The organism is Dysgonomonas sp. Shenzhen-Wh21, assembly GCF_043392705.1.
In the GTDB taxonomy this organism is placed as follows: domain Bacteria; phylum Bacteroidota; class Bacteroidia; order Bacteroidales; family Dysgonomonadaceae; genus Dysgonomonas.
Window position 1 is genome coordinate 43456 of the sequence record NZ_JAIXHZ010000113.1, and the last position, 19275, is coordinate 62730.

The following is a 19275-nucleotide window of genomic DNA, read 5'->3' on the forward strand; positions in this document are numbered from 1 at the left end:
AGACATTAATAATATACAACAATAAGGAATAATTGCTGACTATTTTTTATCTTTATCAACACGAACTAAGTAAATAATAAAAAAGGAAGGGGCGTTATTGAAAATGGAATTACGGACAGTAAATGTTACACGCTATATATCTCCTTTACGCGAAGGAGGCTCTTTGCCTGCACTGGCAGAAGGTGACGATGGATTCAAATATGTTGTCAAATTTAGAGGGGCCGGGCATGGTACAAAAATGCTAGTTAGTGAATTAGTTGGTAGTCTTATTGCCCAAGCACTCGGCTTTCGTGTTCCGGAAATAGTATTTATCAATCTGGATGAGGCTTTTGGTCGTACTGAGGGTGATGAAGAGATACAAGACCTCTTGCAGGCTAGCCGTGGTTTAAATATGGGGCTGCATTTTTTGTCAGGAGCGTTAACTTTCGATCCCGTAGCTGTGCAGATTGATCGTAAAACAGCCTCTCAGATAGTATGGATGGATGCCCTGTTGACAAATGTAGACCGCACAACCAAAAATACGAATATGCTGATGTGGCACAAAGAACTATGGCTTATCGATCATGGAGCGTCGCTTTATTTTCACCACTCGTGGGTAAATTGGGAGAAGTATGCACTAAGTCCTTTTACTCAGGTTAAAGATCATGTATTGCTGCCTTATGCTTCAGATTTGGAGGAGGTTGATAAGGCTTTTAGAGAGATTCTTGTACCGGAGAAAATAGAAGAGATTGTTGCTTTGTTGCCCGATGATTGGTTGCATTGGGGTGAGGAAGGTGAAACTCCCGCAGATATACGTCAGATATATGTAAACTTCCTGAAGGAGAGATTGGTACATTCAGAAATATTTATAAAAGAAGCACAACATGCCAGGGAAACACTTCTATGAATATGCTGTTATTCGTGTTGTGCCAAGGGTAGAACGCGAAGAGTTTATCAATGTTGGGCTTATTATGTACTGCAAAAGGGCTAAATATATAAAGGCTCGTTATGTGTTAGATGAGAATAAGTTACGTTTGTTTTCGTCTGAGTTAGACTTAGAATCATTATCTATCAATTTAGAAGTGTTTGATAAAATATGCTCCGGAACAAGAGCAGGGGGGAAAATTGCATCTTACGAAATATCGGATCGGTACCGTTGGCTTACAGCCGTTCGTAGCACTTCTATACAAACATCTGTTTCTCGTTCGGGATTTTCAGACGATTTGGATGATACTTTCGAGAGGTTATACAACGAATTAGTTCTGTGATTGATAAAAGAGTAAGTCATTTTCTATCCGAATTTATAAAAAACTACATCACTTTTACTGTAATAGTGATGAGATAATCTGAACAGATGCTATATTCTTGTGTTTAATAATATATATCCAGTCTGGAAAAGGATAAGATTATATAAAAGGGTTTTGTTTGGTTATATTTGAGGATTGTATTATATTTATGATTAAGTAGTATACAATACCAGAAAATAAAGAAAAACCAATCCTTCTTGTTTACAAAAGAGTAATATATTTATTCTGTAATATACCATTGTAACCTAAAATACGAGTTTATAATACGATGAAAATATCTACATTGGCTATACTTTCAATGTCTCTTTTAATATACACTGCAATTTTGTTCGGCTGTAGAGGAGGGCAGGAGAGCGAAAGGATACAGTTGTTTATTCAATCTGCGGATATCGGTGACTGTAAGCTCAAAGGTTCGATGTCTTATGATTCTCTGAAAGGTATTTATACACTAAAGGGAGCAGGAGCGAATATGTGGGGTGGAGTAGATGCTTTTCATTTTGCCTGGCTAGAGAAAGATGGGGACTTTGTTTTGCGGGCAAACATTATGTTCGAAGGAGACGGTGTAAATACTCATCGCAAGATTGGTATACAAGTTCGAGAGACATTAGATGCCGATTCTCGCTATGCCGATATTGCCGTTCATGGAGACGGGCTTACTTCCTTGCAATACAGGATGGTTAAAGGTGGCGTTACAGAAGAGCTTGTTTCAGCCAATAGAGCTCCTAGTCAAATACAATTTGAGCGTAAAGGGAATTTTTTTAGGATGAAGACCGGAACAAGTTTAACTCCTCAAATAGCCGATAATGAGATAGAAATACAACTGCCTGCTAAATGTTACATCGGGATATTTATCTGTTCACATGAAGAAAATATTTTAGAAACAGCATACTTCTCAAATGTTGTACTAGAATAATGCTTTTGCCGCCTTTATTCGTTTACAATATCGCTCAGAAATTCGCCTAATGGATGCATTATCTTATATATTTTAGCGGCGTATTCTGCAAAATCTTCACTCAATAATTGTTCTTTAGATATAGGTTTGCATACATAGAAGCGTTTGAGCTTTAGATATTCTGCTGCAGGATGGTTTTTGTCAAATCCATTTGGTACACGTTGAAGTGTATCCTCGTCACGATATAGATCTCCTATTTCTTGTTTAAAGCTTTTATCGTTCAATATATCACTGAATGTGTCAAAATCTTCATAGATACCACGTCTTATTTTCTTTAGTTGCGTACCATCAAGCATATAATATCCTAAAGAGAGGAATAGTTCTTCGGGATCGATATGCATGTAATAGCCTGATGCCTGATCTGCTGTGCGAGCGCGAAAAATAGCACCAAAATGAGTTTTGTATGGTGATTTGTCTTGTGAGAAGCGAACATCCCTATAGATACGGAAAAGACATTTCTTTGGATCGATATGTCCAATTTCTGGATTGAATGTTGCTATTTTTAATGCCATTTCTCCTACCAATAATTCAACATCCTTGCGGGCACGTTCGTACCACGATTTATTTTCAGTAAACCATTCACGATTATTATTCTTTTTTAATTCCAGAAGGAATTTTAGCGTATCTTCTTTTAGCATAATTTTATTCTTTTGAGATATAGACATGATATTCTATTGAAAACGATATTCTAAGTAGTTTTATATCAGATATATCTTTAACTAGCTTTTTATCAGTATAAAGATATTCTAATTTTCAACAAGAGCTTCTTTTTTTAATTGTAAATTTTATATATTTGAAGAAATATACAACACAAACTGAACCAAAACACATACTTAAAATGAAAAAAATAGGAATATCATTTTTCTTACTCACCTTTTTTTGTGCCCATAGCGCACTGTATAGCCAAAATAGTGTACAAGTAGAGATATACCCTCGTCAGAAAGTGATTCTTAGCTACGAAAAGTTCGATATGAATGCTTTTCGCAATCAGGTGGCGCAATCAGGTAGCCTTGATTATGTTTATACCGAAGCGGACGGTACGCAAAAACGTATATCGAACCTCCGTAAAGGGCTACCTATAGAGGTGTATGAAGTGCCGCCCTTGCCTGCTGTATATCGTATATTCAAAGAGTTTTATCCCAGTGGAAATTTAAAACGAAAAGGAATATATTTGCCTCATCAGTTTCCTATCGGTAAATGGCTTGAATGTGATGAGCGGGGAAACTGTAGTGTCATCAATTATGATCTATACAGAGGCGCTTTTGGTTATAACAGTTTGCTTAAAACCCTGGAAGATAAAGGCTACATAAATACTCTGGCAGGAAGCCAGAACTGGTCTTTTATTGTGTGGTACAATGATAATTCGCATCAGTGGGGAATTAAGCTGCAAAAAGGTTCTAAGTATAAAATGCTTCAGATTGATGCTAATTCCGGAGATATCCTAAGTGAGGCAGAGCATGAGGTGAAGCCCATCAACACATCAGTTTATGGTGATTACAATGCTTTTGGCGATTATTAATGTAAGCTTATAAAGAAATAAGGAAGGTATTTGAGATCTCAAATACCTTCCTTATTTTATTTCAAACGGTGCTTGTTCTTAACTGTTGAAGTGATATAGGAATATAACAGTTTCTTCCAATGCACTTTTAGGAGAATCTTTTATCTCCAATACAACTTTTATCTCAGCTTTGGCAATACCCCTTAAGTTAACGAGTGAGTCTAATTTTACTCTTAGGCGAACTTCGTTACCTGCTACTACGGGTTGATTGAATTTTAGTTTTTCAATGCCATAGTTGATAAGCATTTTTATATTATTTACTTCTATGATCTGATCCCATAGATAAGGTAATATTGAAACCATCAGATAACCATGTGCGATAGTGCTTTTAAAAGGGCTTTCTACTTTAGCTCTTTCTACATCTACGTGAATCCATTGGTAGTCTAGTGTAGCTTCTGCGAACAGGTTGATACGTTCTTGTGTAATTTTAAGGTAATCAGAAACACCAAGTTCTTTACCTACATATTGTTCAAAGTCTTGATACGAATTAATGATAACTTTACTCATAAGAATGGTTTATTAACAAACAGTCTATAAAATTATTGATATTAACCGAGATCACCAAATAAATATGGCTTTGGATGAAAAACATGATAATATTTTACTCATATATTCCATCCTAGCAAATAATTTAGTTTAGTTACAAAATTATTATTTTATAAAGAGTGATATTAAAAAATAATAAGAATAAATATGTAGATTTGCATAACTATGCATTCTGTATAGTGTGTTGATCCAGGTAGTTTGTGTCCAATAAACATTCTAGTATTAAATAAATATATATGCGGGTTTTTATTACAGGAGGTACAGGGTTAATCGGTACGTTATTAGTCAAGGCCTTATTAGTGCAAAATCATAAGATCACGGTTTTGAGCAGAGATGTAGTCAAAGCAAAACAAAAGCTGGGATCAGATGTCGAATATTGTCAATCATTAGATAAACTAGATTCGTTAGATGGTTACGATGTCATCGTAAATTTGGCGGGCGAATCTATTGCCGGTAAACGATGGACAGCAAAGCAAAAGGAGCGCATGTGTGATAGTCGCTGGGATATAACCCGTCGTTTAACCGAACTGATCAAATTGAGCAACACTCCTCCGTCTATATTTATTTCAGGATCTGCTGTTGGTTATTACGGACTTCAGGATGACGATGCAATAAATGAAAATTCGGAACCCGGAGAAGGGTTTACTCATTTGCTATGCAAGAAATGGGAGGCTTTGGCAATGGCTGCAGACAACAGACATACGCGCGTATGTATCCTGCGAACAGGTATCGTTTTATCTAAAGACGGGGGAATGTTGCCCAAGCTGGTTCTTCCTTTTAAGCTGGGGCTTGGTGCTGTAATAGCATCCGGAAGCCAGTATATATCATGGATTCATATCCAAGATATGGTTAACGGTATATTGTTTTTGATAGACACTCCCGAAGCAAGAGGAGCTTTTAATTTTACTTCTCCTAATCCGATTACCAATAGGCGTTTTGCAAAAGTGTTGTCACGCACTTTATTTCGTCCATGTTTATTTAAAATACCATCATTTGTGATAAAAATGATGATGGGTGAAAGTGCAACATTGCTTATCGATGGGCAACGTGCTATTCCTCAACATTTATTGGATAAACATTACCGTTTTGCCTTCGAACATATTGATGAGGCTTTGGCTGATATATTAGTCAAGAAAATATAACTCGTCAATTGAAGGTAAAAGCAGAGTTGAATACAATTGATCGATATTTCTTTTTTATCTTTTATAATAATGCCCTTGAATAATGAAATTAACAAAGATTTTTCTGCTTACTATTTTCTTTTCTCTTGCTTTGCCATTTTTTGCTCAAAAAGACAAGCCTTTGCGACTTGGAGTAGTGGGTCTGTCTCATGGACATCTATGGGAAGTGTTGTCACGTCTGGATAGAGGTGATTTTCAGGTTGTGGGAGTTGCCGAAAAAAACACGCAGCTATGGAATAATAAAATGCTGCGGGCTAAAGTTGACGAAAAGCTTTTCTTTCAGAATTTGGACGAAATGCTTGACAAGACAAAACCGGAAGCCGTAATAGTCTATGAACCTATATATGATCACCTTCGGGTGGTAGAAGCGTGTGCCCCTAGAGGTATCCATGTGATGGTAGAAAAGCCTCTAGCCACTACTGTACAGCAGGCTAAGCGAATGGCTGAACTAGCACAGATATATCATATTATGGTTCTTACCAACTATGAAACGACATGGTATCCTGCCAATCATAAGGCATACGATATGATTCAAAAAGATGGAGCTGTAGGTAAGATGTCCCGAATAAATGTATATGATGGACATTCCGGGCCTGTAGAGATTGGGTGTGGCCCTGAGTTTTTAGAATGGTTGACCGATCCTGTGAAAAATGGAGGAGGAGCTGTAATAGATTTTGGATGCTATGGCGCGAATCTGAGCACATGGCTTATGGGTGGAAAAAAGCCTGTGAGTGTGTCAGCCGTATTGCAGCATCAGAAGCCCGATGTGTATCCAAAAGTGGACGATGATGCTACCATAGTTCTCGAATATCCGGGGGTAACTACCATTATTATGGCTTCATGGAACTGGCCGTTTGGCAGAAAGGATATGCATATTTATGGAAATAAAGGAGCCCTATATCAGGATAATGCAAAGGATATGCGTTTCTTTTCAGGAAACAAAGATACTAAAATGGTTGCAGATGCTTTGCAAGAGCCATACAATGATTCTTTCTATTACCTAAAAGCTGCTGTGCGAGGAGACATAGAAGTAAAATCAACAGACTTGTCTTCTTTGGAAAATAACCTGATTGTCGTTGAAATATTGGAGGCAGCTATAAAGAGTAATGCTACGGGTAAGGCTGTTAAGCTTCAGTAAATACGAATTAAATATTATCTGACCTGTTTGGGCTTGTAGCTCGATGGGTTTTGTTAAAATAGAAAGGGACAGATACTTTATTGATATCTGTCCCTTTAATTATTCTATGTCTCTTATTCGGCTTTTCTTATTCTTATCTGAATTGCATTTTCTATAGGTGTTTCACTTACGAAAATTAGATAACCACCGCCACCGGCTCCACTTAACTTCCAACCTAAAGCGGATGATTTATATTTGTTTAAAACTTCGAGAATATCGTCCGATACCATGTGCGGATACATCACTATTTGAGCTTCGAAACTTTCTCTAATCGCTTCACCTAGTTTTTTTATATCTTTTTCTTTTAGTGACTTCCATGCATTATCAGCAGCATTGCTTAATCTTTTTGCATTCTCAAGTGTAATATTTGTGTTTGATAGGACATCATAGTCTTGGTGGCGTGGATATAATGGTACAAGCCACAAATGTTTTTCTAGCCACAATAATATCTCATCATCCAATACTTTTTCTATATGCGATGGCCAAAAATCCCCGTCGTAATATAGTTTGTTTAGTCCGGGTAGAACGATTCCCAATGAATCCTGTGAGCCACTTACATATTTTGTTCCCGGAGGATTCTCGAAGCAGAACAAGGTTTTAGCAAGTTTTTCTTTATCTCCCGTCGGAATATCTACCTGCCAGAGTTCTATGGCTTTTTTACGTGAGCTGGTTGACATGCCACTCCTGTCGTTGAAGTCATAATCGGGCTCAATAGATATTGTAAGTACAGCTCCCGGATATAGACTGCTTACATTTGGTTGATCAAGCCACCCTCCTGCCAGATCTATCCTATAAGGAATTCTGCATTCTTCACGCAAAGCCGTTGTGGAGCGAGTTGGTAATCCGGCGTGGGGGATTCTTTTGCTTACGATGTATTCTATATGAAGGTCTTTGCATAGCTGTTCTTTTAAGGCGCTGTGTCCGTCACTGTTAACAAAGAAGATGTCGGGTTTCAGTTCCTTCAGGTCATCAATAAAGTCAAGTATGCCACTTCCTTTATTGATCCAGGCATCTTTTACAAACCGAAGAGACTTTATCATATATAGGCGCTCCTGCTCGTTGTTTATGGTTTTTCGGGCTTTTAGTTCATTTACTGTTTTGTCGGAACCTATCCCCACATATAAATCTCCGTAACCGGCAGCTTCTTCAAAAAATGCAACATGGCCGCTATGGAGCATATCGTAGCACCCACTTACAAAAACCTTTTTCATATTTTATATTTTCATGTTCGAATTATAGTATGTAAATATATATCTTTTTCACTAATTATTGCTCCTTCTAGGATAGGTGACTATGTCTTTTTTTTAACAAATTTCCTCAATAAAGTTTGTTTCATTACTATAATACATTAAATTTGCAGAAGACAAACTGATATTAGCTATTAATGACCTTATATAGAACTTGATTTTCTCATATAAAAAACTAAGAATATGTTTTGTATTTTGTCTCTTTTGCAATATTAGTTGCTTTATATAGGCTTTTTTATATTCATTATATACTTGCACATTATTCTTTAATATGAAATTAACGTATGATGTTTGTTTCGAAAAAAGCCGAGAGATTGAAAAAAGAGCTGTAAAGCTTTAATATATAATTATGTGTTGCCGGACGTTAGTGTAAGAATAAGAGAATATTTCTCTGTTTTTTACGAAACTGTTATTTTATAAAATATTTTTCAAAAGTTGTATCTTTTAAACATTATGACTTCTATAGTTGTTTTTAGGGTATGCGTTTGTTTATATTTTATTTTGTAGAGGTAGAACATAAACACCGAAGAAATGGGATTATTTGATTTTCTGCGAAAAAAGAAAGAAATAGCACAAATAACGGATAATGATCGACAGCAATTTACTGATGACATGTCTGCAAATGCAAACCTATTAGTCAAACAGTTTAAGGATGATGCTAAGCTTGATTTTACTATCGAAAGTTTGCGTGAAGTTGACCTTATAATAAAGGATAGCATTGTGTTTTATAAAAAGGCTGACTCAGAGACTAAAAGGAAGATGATAATAAAAATTGGAGCCTACGTATTTGAAGTGGCAAGAAAAACGTTTGGAGGACAATACTATTGGTATAATCGTTTAGATCAACCTATATTAGTTACAGGTCAACCCGAATTTGAAATGTCATTCTTAGCGTATGAGAAAGTCAGGGGGTGTTTCGAAAACGGAAAACAGAATGAAATTTCGCCTGTTTTTGAAGATTATGCAGTAGGGATAGCAAATAAATCTACCCTGATGATTGTATAGAAAGTACGATTCCTTAAAATTTAACTATTAACCCACATTTTATAATAACTCATGAAAAGATATTCACCATATATAAAAAAGTATATCAAGGAGATAACTGAAGCCGGATATACTGTCAACGATAGTGGGAGTCATATATCAAAAAGCATTGGTTGCTACGAAATATTAATTACAGATCTCACTGTTAAAAGCTTATTTACAAAGATAAAAAAGGTTCTTGTTTGGATAAAGAACAAAGAAACAAGAGTCATAGAGATAGAGAAGCTATATAAGCATGAGCTTCTGCCTCTTCCTTTCCATAAAATAGATAGTTTTGTGCAAAATGCGATCGCTGACTTTGGTGTAGAGGATACAGATGTTGGGGTGGTGAAAGAACAGAAGGTGGTTCGTGATTTGGATTTGAAGATTCCTATCCCTAAGATTAATGTCAGGGAAGTTCCTGTTCGAGATATAAGAGTCTGAATATAATTTATAAAACATCCTAATTTAGGATGTTTTTTTATTTGTAAGGACTTTATATTTCCTTCTATATATTCTAATCAATATTCTCTCTTTATACTTAAATTTACACTCGAAAAATAATAAAGAAATAAAATGAAGTATAGTTTCGCGAATGATTACTCTGAAGGATGCCACCCTTCTGTGTTAAATGCTCTTGTAGAAAGCAATCTCGTACAACAATCTGGATATGGAGATGATGAATATACGCGGCGTGCAGCTAAGATGATTGCAGAATTAACACACAAACCGAATGTCGGAGTGCATTTGATAGCTGGCGGAACTTTGGCAAATTTAGTCGTTTTATCTTCTATTCTGCGTCCTTTTGAGTCTGTTGTGGCTCCTACAACCGGGCATATTTATGTAAACGAAACTGGAGCAATAGAGGCAACCGGGCATAAAGTAGAAGCTGCACCAACTGTTGATGGAAAGTTGCGTTCACAGGATATCAAACCGTTCTTGAATAAGCTTCGCGGACATCATGTTGTTCGTACAAGAGTTGTTTATATCTCTAATTCTACCGAATTGGGAACTATATATACAAAGCAAGAGTTATCTGATCTTTATTCTTTCTGCAAAGAAAATGATTTGATTTTGTTTATGGACGGTGCTCGTTTACCTATGGCTTTGACTGCTGAATCTAATGATATGACTTTAGCTGATATTGCAGCTTTTACTGATGTGTTTTATATTGGTGGTACAAAATGTGGAGCTCTGTTAGGAGAGGCAGTTGTTATAACAAACCGTGAGTTAGACAAAGATTTCAAATATCACCTTAAGCAGCGAGGTGCTCTTACTGCAAAGGGTAGGGTGATGGGAGTGCAATTTGATCAACTGCTCCAAGGTAACCTGATCTTTGATTTAGCAGCCCATGCAAATAAAATGGCTGCGAAAATGGCTGCTGCATTCAAGGCTTTAGGCTATGCTATGCTGATAGACTCTGATACCAATCAAATATTTCCAATATTAACGAATGAAGTGATAAGTCGTCTGCAAAAAGACTATTCCTTTCTTACATGGAGTGTTGTTGATGATAATCATTCTGCAATGAGATTTATTACTTCCTGGGCTACTCCTGAGTCTATTGTAGATGAGTTTATCGAAGATCTGAAGACGTTATAAACAACAATTTCTAATACTTAAATTCATACCGGTACGTTGAAGTGTTTCCGCACTTATCCGTTGCTGTGAATACTAATTTTTGCATTTGTCCCTTTTTCAGTCGTGAAGAATCGAACTTATAAGAATAGATCGGAGATTTTACATCGTTTTCGAACAATACGAATGCGTCATTGATTGTGCCTTTGTATGAAGCTATACCGCTGAGGTTGTCCGATAATTTGATTCTTATTGTAGCATGTCTGGCCCATCTTTCGGGTTGAATGGGTGTGATTGTCGGGGCCTTGGTGTCGGCATCAATGGTGTATGTGTTTCCAAGTTCTCTTATCCGTCCAATGATTTTTCCTTCTTTATATGTTCCCCCTATCCAGATTTCGTTATTCCCCTTGATGCGTACAATGCCATATTGAGATTTATTGGATAAGGTGTCTTTCTTTAATTTTATTGTAATGTTGCAATAATCTTGCAAGGGAACATGTATGTCATTGACTCTGTATAAGTCAGCAAGATACTTTTCTGACCGATTTTTTTTTAGCATAAAGCACAGGTCATCATACAGGTATTCTTTGGGAATGCAGATGCTGAATGATTCTGTTGAATAGCTATTCTCCTCGTTCCATACCATGCGTTGCGAGCAAGTTCTCTTCTGAGGGATCGTTTGCTCTCTCCCTTTTACGCTGAACGAATAGTTTGTTTGATTCCCATACATATCTTCAAGTTCGTAACGAAGATTGTATACCCGCTCTTCTTTTATATCAATATGCCCATTATTTACCGATTTATAAAAAGGGAGTTTATTACCCGGTTCAATGTAAGATTTTTGATAGAAAATTCTCCTCCGGCTCCAATAATCGAAGTCTGTCATACTATTAATCATCCGGGTTTGCTTAAAATCTACATGAGATAAATTAGAAGAAAATATTTCTTTGTCGTCACAAAACAGTCTGACTTTTTTTACGCCATATATATTTGAAGTACCATCCATTCTGTCATTCGCATAAACTCCAAATCCAATTCTCCCCCATACTTCTGCTGTGTCTTTTAATGTGGCGTAAGCTCCATTCTTTAGCATGGGAACATTTCTGAAGTAAGGGTGACGGCTAAAATCTACTGCACCTTTTTCATTTATAGGATATATCGCTATTCCTTTTATTTGAGGTGCTTGCGTGTCTGTTATAGCATCTTTGTAATATTCCAAAGGATCAATGGCTATTTGATTTGCAGTGTTTCTTATTTCAAAGTGTACGTGTGGCCCTCCTGAAGATCCTGTATTTCCGCTATAGGCAACAAGCTCACCTTTTTTTACCGGAATTTCTTCTTTTCCTAATGTGATGTCTATGTGGAAGCTTTCACGCTCATACTGTTTGTCTTTTATAAATTTTGATATTTTGGGTGCGAATTTATTGAGGTGTCCGTATACACTTGTTTGTCCGGTGGAAGGGTAGTCTATATAAAGTGCAAGTCCATAGCCCGATGCCGAAACAGAGATACGGGATACATATCCGTCCTCCATAGCATACACAGGCTTGTTCACCACTCTTTCGGTTTTTAGATCAATACCGGAATGAAAATGGTTTGGCCTGAGTTCTCCGAAGTTAGCACTGAGGATTAGCGGTATATCAAGTGGAGACCTGTAGGCGTTCTGCGCTACAGCGTTAAATGCATATATAAGGGATAAAAATATTAAAATTTTCTTCATGTGTTTTGTATAAATTCATTACAAAAATAGGAGAATATGGAGACCTTCACAAGTTTTTGTTTGTTAATGGATATTCTTTACTATTTCTTGATCAAATAATGTTATTGACTATCAGGAGTCTATCGTTTTGTGTGAAATATTTTAGAAAAAAATAGCCGCAAATATTTGCACATAACCAAAAATGCCTTACCTTTGCATCCGCAATCAAGGGAGAATGATACTGCAAAACAGAGAAGCTCCACAGGATGGCCCATTCGTCTATCGGTTAGGACGCAAGATTTTCATTCTTGAAAGAGGGGTTCGACTCCCCTATGGGCTACTTAATAAGAAATAAAATAACAATATAAGGATTAGTCGATATGGCAAATCATAAATCAGCAGAAAAAAGAATCAGACAAGCAGAAACAAGACGCTTGAGAAACAGATATGTAGCTAGAACAACTCGTAATGCAGTTCGTAAATTTCGTTTACTGACTGATAAAGAAGAGGCTCAAAAGCAATATCCTTCAGTTTGCTCTATGCTTGACAGACTAGCTAAGAAAAATGTGATTCACAAGAATAAAGCAGGAAACTTGAAGTCAAAATTAGCTGCTCACGTTCATTCTCTGTAAATAATACTAATATTCTATTATAGATAGAGGCTAGACTTTTGATAGGTTTAGCCTTTATTAATTTATAAAAACTTCTATACGTTGGATATAGAAGTTTTTCTTGTATCTGACAGAATGTCTCGTTTGTTTTTTTGTTTTTTAGGTATGTGTTCTGATTATTAGATGTTTGCTTTTTTTTTTTGTTCGATTTTTTTTATTTGTTTTTATGACACAATTGCAGTGTGGCCTACTTTTTGCATTTGTATTTATAGATGAAATTAGATTCTGTAATAACAGATAAAAATTAATTTAATTAAGGAGGATACAGCAATGAAAAATCAATTAATTAGAAAATTTGACAGAAGTGGGAGCTTTTTCCCTACATTCTTTAGCAATTATTTGAATGATGATTTATTCAGCTTTGTTGAAGGAAATCTTCCGGCAACAAATATTACTGAAAATGACAAATCATTCAATATTGAATTGTCTATACCCGGATTTAAGAAAGAGGACGTAAGAATAGAGATAGAAAAGGGCGTTCTTAAAATTTCGGCGCAGAGTGAAACACAGAGTGAAGAAAAAGATGAAAACGAAAAAGTTTTACGTCAAGAGTTCAGGGCCTCTTCATTCTCACGTAGTTTTGCAATACCTGAGAACGTTGATGCAGAAAGTATTGAAGCTTCACAAAAAGACGGAGTATTGCAAATCACTTTACCGAAGTTAAATAAGGCATTAGAGGATAAGGTAAAAAAGATTGAAATTAAATAACTTCGTTTTATCAAAGGGTTTTTAGTGAAAGAGGTTGCCAAGTTAGGCAACCTCTTTCTGTTTTATGTTGTAATCATCTTTACTTCTTCAACTTTTCTTTTAATATACCCGGTATTTCCGATGGTTCTTTAGCTACTTGGACGCCCGCAGCCTCTAATGCTGCAATTTTCTCGGCTGCAGTACCCGATCCGCTCGATATAATAGCTCCCGCATGTCCCATTTGTTTTCCCGGAGGAGCCGATTGCCCGGCAATAAAGCCAACTACGGGTTTTGTTACATGCTTCTTTATATACTCGGCGGCTTGTTCTTCTGCGTTTCCGCCAATCTCTCCAATCATAACAATGGCATCTGTGTCCGGATCGTTTTGAAGCATCTCCAGTAATTCACGGAAGTATAATCCTACAACAGGGTCTCCTCCCATTCCTATTGCTGAAGATTGTCCCATACCATTTGCTGTTAAATGATATACAACTTCATAAGTTAGAGTTCCACTACGGCTGATAACTCCGATATTCCCTTTCTTAAATATTTGTCCGGGTAATATTCCCACCAAGCTTTTTTCAGGAGACATTAGTCCTGGGCAATTAGGGCCAATAAGCATAGCTCCTTTCATTTGTACAAAGCGGTGTGCTTTGACTACATCTAATGTGGGAACACCTTCGGATATGCAGATAATAAGTGCGATGCCTGCATCAGCCGCCTCCATAATAGCATCTGCGGCGAAGCGTGCCGGAACGAATATAATAGATGTGTTTGCTTGTGTTGCTTTTACAGCATCGGCGACAGTATTGAATACTGGAACACCAAGGATATCGGTTCCTCCTTTTCCTGGAGTAGTTCCGCCTACAACTTTAGTTCCGTATTCTAACATCTTTTTTGTATGGAAACTACCGTCTCTCCCGGTAATTCCTTGTACGATCAATCGTGTTGATTCATTTATAAGTATACTCATATTTTTCTTTTTTAGCTTTGATCATTACTTAATATCAGCAATAAGCTTATTCTTTGGAGGCTGCCACTGCCATTCGGGTGGCTTCGCCCATTGTTTCTGCAACCTTAAATCGAGTTCCGATCAACATTTCTCTTCCCTCTTTTTCATTTGTGCCTGTAAGGCGTACAATCACAGGAATATCTGTTTTTAGTTGCTCAAAGGCAGAAAGTAAACCCGACGCAACATCATCACAGCGAGTTATACCACCAAATATATTAATCAACACAACTTTTACTTTTGGATCTTTCAATAACAGAGTCATAGCATCTATTACCTTGTTGGGGTTGGAGCTTCCTCCAATATCAAGAAAGTTTGCAGGGGCACCGCCATATAGTTTTATCATATCCATTGTAGCCATCGCCAGTCCGGCTCCGTTTACCATGCAACCGATCTCTCCATCGAGTCTTACAAAGCTGAATCCTTTCTCTTTGGCTGCTGTTTCTACTTTTTCGTCTTCCGTAGGCTCAAAAAGGCTCAGTATTTCCGGCTGACGATATAAGGCATTATCGTCGAATGTCATTTTTGCATCCACAGCCAATAGTTTTCCGTCTTTGGTGGTAACCAGCGGATTAATTTCAGCTAGTGATGCATCTTTATCTATGAATAATTTATATAGCCTCTGTAATATAGAAGCCATTTGATTTACTTGATTTAGGTCTTGAAATAAGACAAAGGCAAATTTGCGGGCAAGATAGTCGGGCAGCCCAACCAACGGGTCTATCGCAAATTTATAAATTTTCTCAGGAGTCTTCTCTGCTACTTCCTCAATATCTACTCCACCTTCGGCACACATCATTAGTATGACTGACTTTGTATTTCGGTCTATTATAAAACTCATATAATATTCCAACGCTATGTCTACGGCTTCAGTTACGATGACTTTCGTAACGGGATAACCTTTGATGGTTAGTCCAAGAATATTTTTTGCATGATCTTTGGCTTCTTCTTTGCTTTTTGCGAGTTTTACTCCTCCGGCTTTGCCCCGACCTCCGGTTAATACTTGTGCTTTTATTACTACGCATTCCTTGTCCAACTCTTCGTATGCAACTGCTGCCTCTCCAGGCTCATAGCATAGTATTTGTTCTTTAACAGGGATACCGTAGGATGAGAATAAATCTTTAGCTTGGTATTCGTGTATCTTCATTGGTATAATTTTTTAGTGTTCACTACTACAAACTACAAAATCTAAAATTAGCAGGAAGTTTTGATAAATGATATATGTTTTCTACTTTTTATAGGGGTATGAACTATAGAAAATATTTATAAGTATTTGTTTTTCTAGCGATAAGAACCGAATATAGGCTTTTATTGAAGAACAATTGTTATAATAAGATAAGGACATATTCTGTCTTCCAAAATATGCCCTTATCTTATATTGATGCTGACTCAGGATGTGAACTGATAGTTTTATTAATAGTCTTTGAGTAACTCTTGCAGCCTTTTTCTGGCAAAAAAGATACGACTCTTTATTGTGCCTAATGGTAGATTCATCTTTTTAGCTATTTCTTCATATTTATAGCCCGATAGATGCATTGTAAAAGGAACCCGATGTTCTTCATTAAATGTATTCAATACCTTATATATTTCTATATATGAATAAGCATCTTCAGGAGAATCCGAAGCTGAATTCTGAGCGAGATTTATCCAATATAAATTTTCAGTTTGATCAACGATAGTCTGGTTGCGAAGGGCTTGGCGATAATTATTCACAAAGATGTTGTGCATAATCGTGAAGACCCATCCTTTAAAGTTGATATTATCGTAATATTTATCAAAGCTGCTCAATACTTTAAGGGTTGCTTCCTGAGTAAGGTCCTTTGCATCTTCTTTATCCGATGTTAATCTAAAAGCAAAGCTTAGCATGTTGCTTTGTAGACTTATCAAGCTCTTTTCCAATGCCTGTTTTTTAGCTTCCATAATTTTATTCTTTTAATTATGAGGAGCTATTATAGTGCGTAAGTAACAACTTTGTGATTGGTATAACAAAGATATGAATATTATTGAAACAATTGCACTTGCAACTAATATTGTTAGGCTTATTTATTTTATATTATTTGAGGTCGTCTATATATTGTTGTTTTCGAGTTTGTTATTCGTTATTATGAGCTTATCTATTATATATAGATTTATTCTATTTGGTTAGTGTAGATTTACTTGTGATAAGCGTATAATATTTCTTATATTTTTCAAGAATAATAGATAAATATATTGTTAATTAATTAGAAATCATGAACTTTTTCATTCTGCACGTCGTTATAAGAATGTGTAGTTTGTAAAGTTTGTGTTAAGGTACAGGAAGTCTGCGATGTGATTTTGCGGGCTTCTTTTTTTGTATTTCCTTCGTTAAAGGAAGTCGATAATATCTTTGCTATTCATACTTTCGATACCCCATTTCGCAGCAGCTTTGTCTCCGGCAAGTCCATGTGCGTATACTCCCAGTATTGCAGCATGAGCACTACTATATCCCCTTGCTAATAATCCTGTAATATATCCTGTGAGCACGTCTCCACTACCACCTTTGGCCATGCCGCTATTTCCTGTAGAATTAAAATAGCAATTGCCATCGGGTAAGCATATCATCGTGTGTGCTCCTTTCACGATAATAATCGACTTTATATTGGCTGCATAGCGTCTCACAAGGTTTATCTTTTCTTCCTCATCGTGCCATTCTCCAACCAAACGCTTGAGCTCTCCCGGGTGAGGCGTGAGAATACTGTTTTCGGGGACTCGCTGCTTTATATGGTAATCGTCTGCTAATATATTCAGTGCATCAGCATCGATTACAAAGGGTTGTTTGTATGAAGTAGTCAGTAGTTCTTTGAATGCCTCGCCTGTCTGGTGTCTCTGTCCAAGTCCGCAGCCGATGCCTATTGCGGTATATTTGGATAAATCTTTGGGTACAGAAGAGAAGTAATCTTCATCATCGAGGCTGAGCATTGCTGAAGGATAATTTGCCTGTATTGCAAAGCGCTCGTTGTAAGATATGTGTGTAGTAACTAATCCGCATCCCGAGCGTAGGGCTGCACCTGTGGCTAAGGTGGCTGCACCAGCCATTCCTTTCGATCCGCAAATAAGTAAAGCATGACCATAAGTACCTTTATGTCCGAATTTTTCTCGTTTGAGTGTTATACTTTGTATATACTCTTTTGTAATATAGTGGTATAGCGATGGGGCGTTCTCTATATACTCTCTGCTAAGCCCAATCGACAGGGTTATTATTTCTCCGAAATACTCTCCGGCTTTAGGCAAAAGCATGGCAAGTTTGGGAAACTCTAGGGTAAGGGTAATATCCGCTTTTATAACCGTCTGATCCGTATTACCGAATTCACTCATCATACCCGACGGAAGATCGATGGAAATAACCTTATTGGGTAATGAGTTAACTTTTCTGATAATAGACAATAAAGGCTCTTTCAAAGTACCTTTTACACCTGTTCCTAAAAACGAATCTATAAGGATCTGTTTATTGGAAATTCTATTTATATCTGTAACCCTTTCAATATAAGAAGGGAGCCGTTCTAAATTGATCGCGCATTCACTCGTCAGTTGCTCTTTATCGAATGGAAGATATACCGAACAGTCATACCCTGCATGAAACAAAATGCGGGCAATAGCTAGTCCATCGCCGCCGTTATTTCCTTTTCCTATGAGGAATAAGAGGGGAAAGGCTTTACTTATATTGTTGCATATCCATTCAGCAATAGCATTAGAAGCTCTTTCCATCAGGTCGATAGAACTTATCGGTTCATGTTCGATCGTATATCTATCCGCTTCTTTTATCTGAGTGCCTGTTAATATTTTCATGGTCGTTCCATTTAATAATAGACTATCTTATCTTTTTCCGAGTCTGTATATTTTTTCAATAAGGCCTGCATATATTCGGCAGCCTCTTTCAAACCATTCGTTCCGCTATACCCGTTTATCAAAGCCAAGAAATTAGTTGTTTCTACGCTTAGTTTTGTTCTTTCGTGGTCGCTTGTTGGTGTACCGATGCCTCCTAAAGAGTCACGGTATACAGGTAACCCTTCTATATTTAATATACCTTTTCCGATACCTTCGTAAGGTTCGTTTTCTTTGCCTATTCCCAATATTAAGCTGTCTCCTTGTATTTTATCTGCATCGAATCCACCTATCGAGTATCCGGTCTTTATCGAAACAAGGTTGATGAGGTCAACCAATGTATCGATCTGGTATAATGGTAAATCGCGCAATATACGACGACATAAGGCTTCCGCAGACGGGCGATAGCGATTGGGGTCTTTCCCAAACTTCTTATATGCCTCTCGGGTGGCTGCGATAGCCGGATTCTTTTTTATATCTTCTATCTCGTGATTTGCTCTATATTCTTCCGATAATATGTTGATCTCATCCCACAACTCCTTATTGTGGAGAGTGTTTTTTACCTTCGCAAAAATAGCAGCTCCGTGAAAGTCGGGCCAAAGGTTCTTGATCTCTTCCGATATGTTTATTCTTATCATGATACAAAGTTATTTTAGAGAAAAAGGTGACAAAAGTAACAAAAGTAACAGGTGTTTGTATGTTTCTGATCTGTCACCTTTTTTGTTCCACGTATATATAATAGATAAATTGATACACTCAAAGATACACTTTTTCACAGATAAAAGTTCTACCTTTACCACTCGTAAATTATAGTTCAT

At 36.9% G+C, this 19275-nt stretch carries 20 protein-coding genes and 1 tRNA gene; 12 read left to right on the forward strand and 9 right to left on the reverse strand.

All coding sequences use genetic code 11. From position 1 onward, the window contains the following. The first annotated feature begins 103 nt into the window (after nucleotides 1-103). The 3 genes from LDB17_RS07285 to LDB17_RS07295 all read left to right on the forward strand — a co-directional run bounded on the left by LDB17_RS07285 (nucleotide 104) and on the right by LDB17_RS07295 (nucleotide 2199). Nucleotides 104-886: a HipA family kinase gene (locus LDB17_RS07285; protein ID WP_252636871.1), complete on the forward strand. Its 783-nt coding sequence runs from the start codon at nucleotides 104-106 to the stop codon at nucleotides 884-886. Further along, entirely contained in the window at nucleotides 864-1247 is a 384-nt protein-coding gene (locus LDB17_RS07290) for a DUF3037 domain-containing protein (RefSeq protein WP_252636870.1), read from the forward strand. The genes LDB17_RS07285 and LDB17_RS07290 overlap by 23 nt, the downstream gene beginning before the upstream one ends. A 307-nt stretch (nucleotides 1248-1554) precedes the next feature. Continuing rightward, nucleotides 1555-2199, forward strand: a complete 645-nt coding sequence (locus LDB17_RS07295; RefSeq protein WP_252636868.1) for a hypothetical protein — start codon at nucleotides 1555-1557, stop codon at nucleotides 2197-2199. Between the two features lie 14 nt (nucleotides 2200-2213). Here the strand turns inward: LDB17_RS07295 and LDB17_RS07300 are convergent, their stop codons facing one another. Then, nucleotides 2214-2876 (reverse strand): DUF2461 domain-containing protein, encoded by a 663-nt coding sequence (locus tag LDB17_RS07300; protein WP_252636866.1) that lies wholly within the window; start codon nucleotides 2874-2876, stop codon nucleotides 2214-2216. A 200-nt stretch (nucleotides 2877-3076) separates the two neighbouring features. Here LDB17_RS07300 and LDB17_RS07305 point away from each other — a divergent pair, with 200 nt between their 5' ends. Continuing rightward, nucleotides 3077-3757, forward strand: a complete 681-nt coding sequence (locus tag LDB17_RS07305; protein ID WP_252636864.1) for a hypothetical protein — start codon at nucleotides 3077-3079, stop codon at nucleotides 3755-3757. 78 nt (nucleotides 3758-3835) lie between these two features. Here the strand turns inward: LDB17_RS07305 and LDB17_RS07310 are convergent, their stop codons facing one another. Then, entirely contained in the window at nucleotides 3836-4303 is a 468-nt protein-coding gene (locus tag LDB17_RS07310; protein ID WP_006843122.1) for a MaoC family dehydratase, read from the reverse strand. A 275-nt stretch (nucleotides 4304-4578) separates the two neighbouring features. Between LDB17_RS07310 and LDB17_RS07315 the strand changes: the two genes are divergently transcribed. Continuing rightward, complete coding sequence (locus tag LDB17_RS07315) at nucleotides 4579-5484, forward strand: TIGR01777 family oxidoreductase (RefSeq protein ID WP_252636862.1); 906 nt, start codon at nucleotides 4579-4581, stop codon at nucleotides 5482-5484. An 82-nt stretch (nucleotides 5485-5566) separates the two neighbouring features. Then, on the forward strand, nucleotides 5567-6661 hold the full coding sequence (locus LDB17_RS07320; protein WP_252636860.1) for a Gfo/Idh/MocA family protein: 1095 nt from the start codon (nucleotides 5567-5569) through the stop codon (nucleotides 6659-6661). 113 nt (nucleotides 6662-6774) lie between these two features. Here the strand turns inward: LDB17_RS07320 and LDB17_RS07325 are convergent, their stop codons facing one another. After that, a complete protein-coding gene (locus tag LDB17_RS07325; protein WP_252636858.1) occupies nucleotides 6775-7911 on the reverse strand; it encodes an adenylyltransferase/cytidyltransferase family protein in 1137 nt (378 codons plus the stop codon). A 567-nt stretch (nucleotides 7912-8478) separates the two neighbouring features. Here LDB17_RS07325 and LDB17_RS07330 point away from each other — a divergent pair. From LDB17_RS07330 to LDB17_RS07340, 3 genes are all read left to right on the forward strand, one after another. Next, on the forward strand, nucleotides 8479-8952 hold the full coding sequence (locus LDB17_RS07330; RefSeq protein ID WP_135104974.1) for a hypothetical protein: 474 nt from the start codon (nucleotides 8479-8481) through the stop codon (nucleotides 8950-8952). Nucleotides 8953-9003: 51 nt separating this feature from the next. Next, complete coding sequence (locus tag LDB17_RS07335; RefSeq protein ID WP_252636856.1) at nucleotides 9004-9414, forward strand: hypothetical protein; 411 nt, start codon at nucleotides 9004-9006, stop codon at nucleotides 9412-9414. 132 nt (nucleotides 9415-9546) lie between these two features. After that, complete coding sequence (locus tag LDB17_RS07340; protein WP_252636854.1) at nucleotides 9547-10572, forward strand: low specificity L-threonine aldolase; 1026 nt, start codon at nucleotides 9547-9549, stop codon at nucleotides 10570-10572. A gap of 10 nt (nucleotides 10573-10582) precedes the next feature. On the opposite strand, the gene LDB17_RS07345 is transcribed toward LDB17_RS07340, so the two are convergent. After that, entirely contained in the window at nucleotides 10583-12268 is a 1686-nt protein-coding gene (locus LDB17_RS07345; RefSeq protein ID WP_252636852.1) for a peptidoglycan DD-metalloendopeptidase family protein, read from the reverse strand. Between the two features lie 247 nt (nucleotides 12269-12515). On the opposite strand from LDB17_RS07345, the gene LDB17_RS07350 reads away from it, so the two are divergent. From LDB17_RS07350 to LDB17_RS07360, 3 genes are all read left to right on the forward strand, one after another. After that, a tRNA-Glu gene (locus LDB17_RS07350) sits at nucleotides 12516-12587 on the forward strand. Between the two features lie 40 nt (nucleotides 12588-12627). Then, nucleotides 12628-12879, forward strand: coding sequence for a 30S ribosomal protein S20 (gene rpsT / locus LDB17_RS07355; protein ID WP_006843113.1), 252 nt, complete (start codon nucleotides 12628-12630; stop codon nucleotides 12877-12879). Between the two features lie 309 nt (nucleotides 12880-13188). Continuing rightward, nucleotides 13189-13626 (forward strand): Hsp20/alpha crystallin family protein, encoded by a 438-nt coding sequence (locus tag LDB17_RS07360; protein WP_006843112.1) that lies wholly within the window; start codon nucleotides 13189-13191, stop codon nucleotides 13624-13626. Nucleotides 13627-13705: 79 nt separating this feature from the next. On the opposite strand, the gene sucD is transcribed toward LDB17_RS07360, so the two are convergent. From sucD to LDB17_RS07385, 5 genes are all read right to left on the reverse strand, one after another. Further along, nucleotides 13706-14578: a succinate--CoA ligase subunit alpha gene (sucD, locus tag LDB17_RS07365; RefSeq protein ID WP_252636851.1), complete on the reverse strand. Its 873-nt coding sequence runs from the start codon at nucleotides 14576-14578 to the stop codon at nucleotides 13706-13708. Between the two features lie 46 nt (nucleotides 14579-14624). Further along, nucleotides 14625-15761 carry an ADP-forming succinate--CoA ligase subunit beta gene (gene sucC, locus LDB17_RS07370; RefSeq protein WP_252636849.1) on the reverse strand — a complete coding sequence of 379 codons (1137 nt, stop codon included), beginning with the start codon at nucleotides 15759-15761 and terminating at the stop codon, nucleotides 14625-14627. A gap of 266 nt (nucleotides 15762-16027) precedes the next feature. Further along, nucleotides 16028-16534, reverse strand: coding sequence for an RNA polymerase sigma factor (locus tag LDB17_RS07375; protein ID WP_135104981.1), 507 nt, complete (start codon nucleotides 16532-16534; stop codon nucleotides 16028-16030). A gap of 426 nt (nucleotides 16535-16960) precedes the next feature. Further along, complete coding sequence (locus tag LDB17_RS07380; protein WP_393924968.1) at nucleotides 16961-18421, reverse strand: NAD(P)H-hydrate dehydratase; 1461 nt, start codon at nucleotides 18419-18421, stop codon at nucleotides 16961-16963. Nucleotides 18422-18432: 11 nt separating this feature from the next. Continuing rightward, nucleotides 18433-19095, reverse strand: a complete 663-nt coding sequence (locus LDB17_RS07385; RefSeq protein WP_252636845.1) for a B3/4 domain-containing protein — start codon at nucleotides 19093-19095, stop codon at nucleotides 18433-18435. Between the last annotated feature and the right edge of the window lie 180 nt (nucleotides 19096-19275).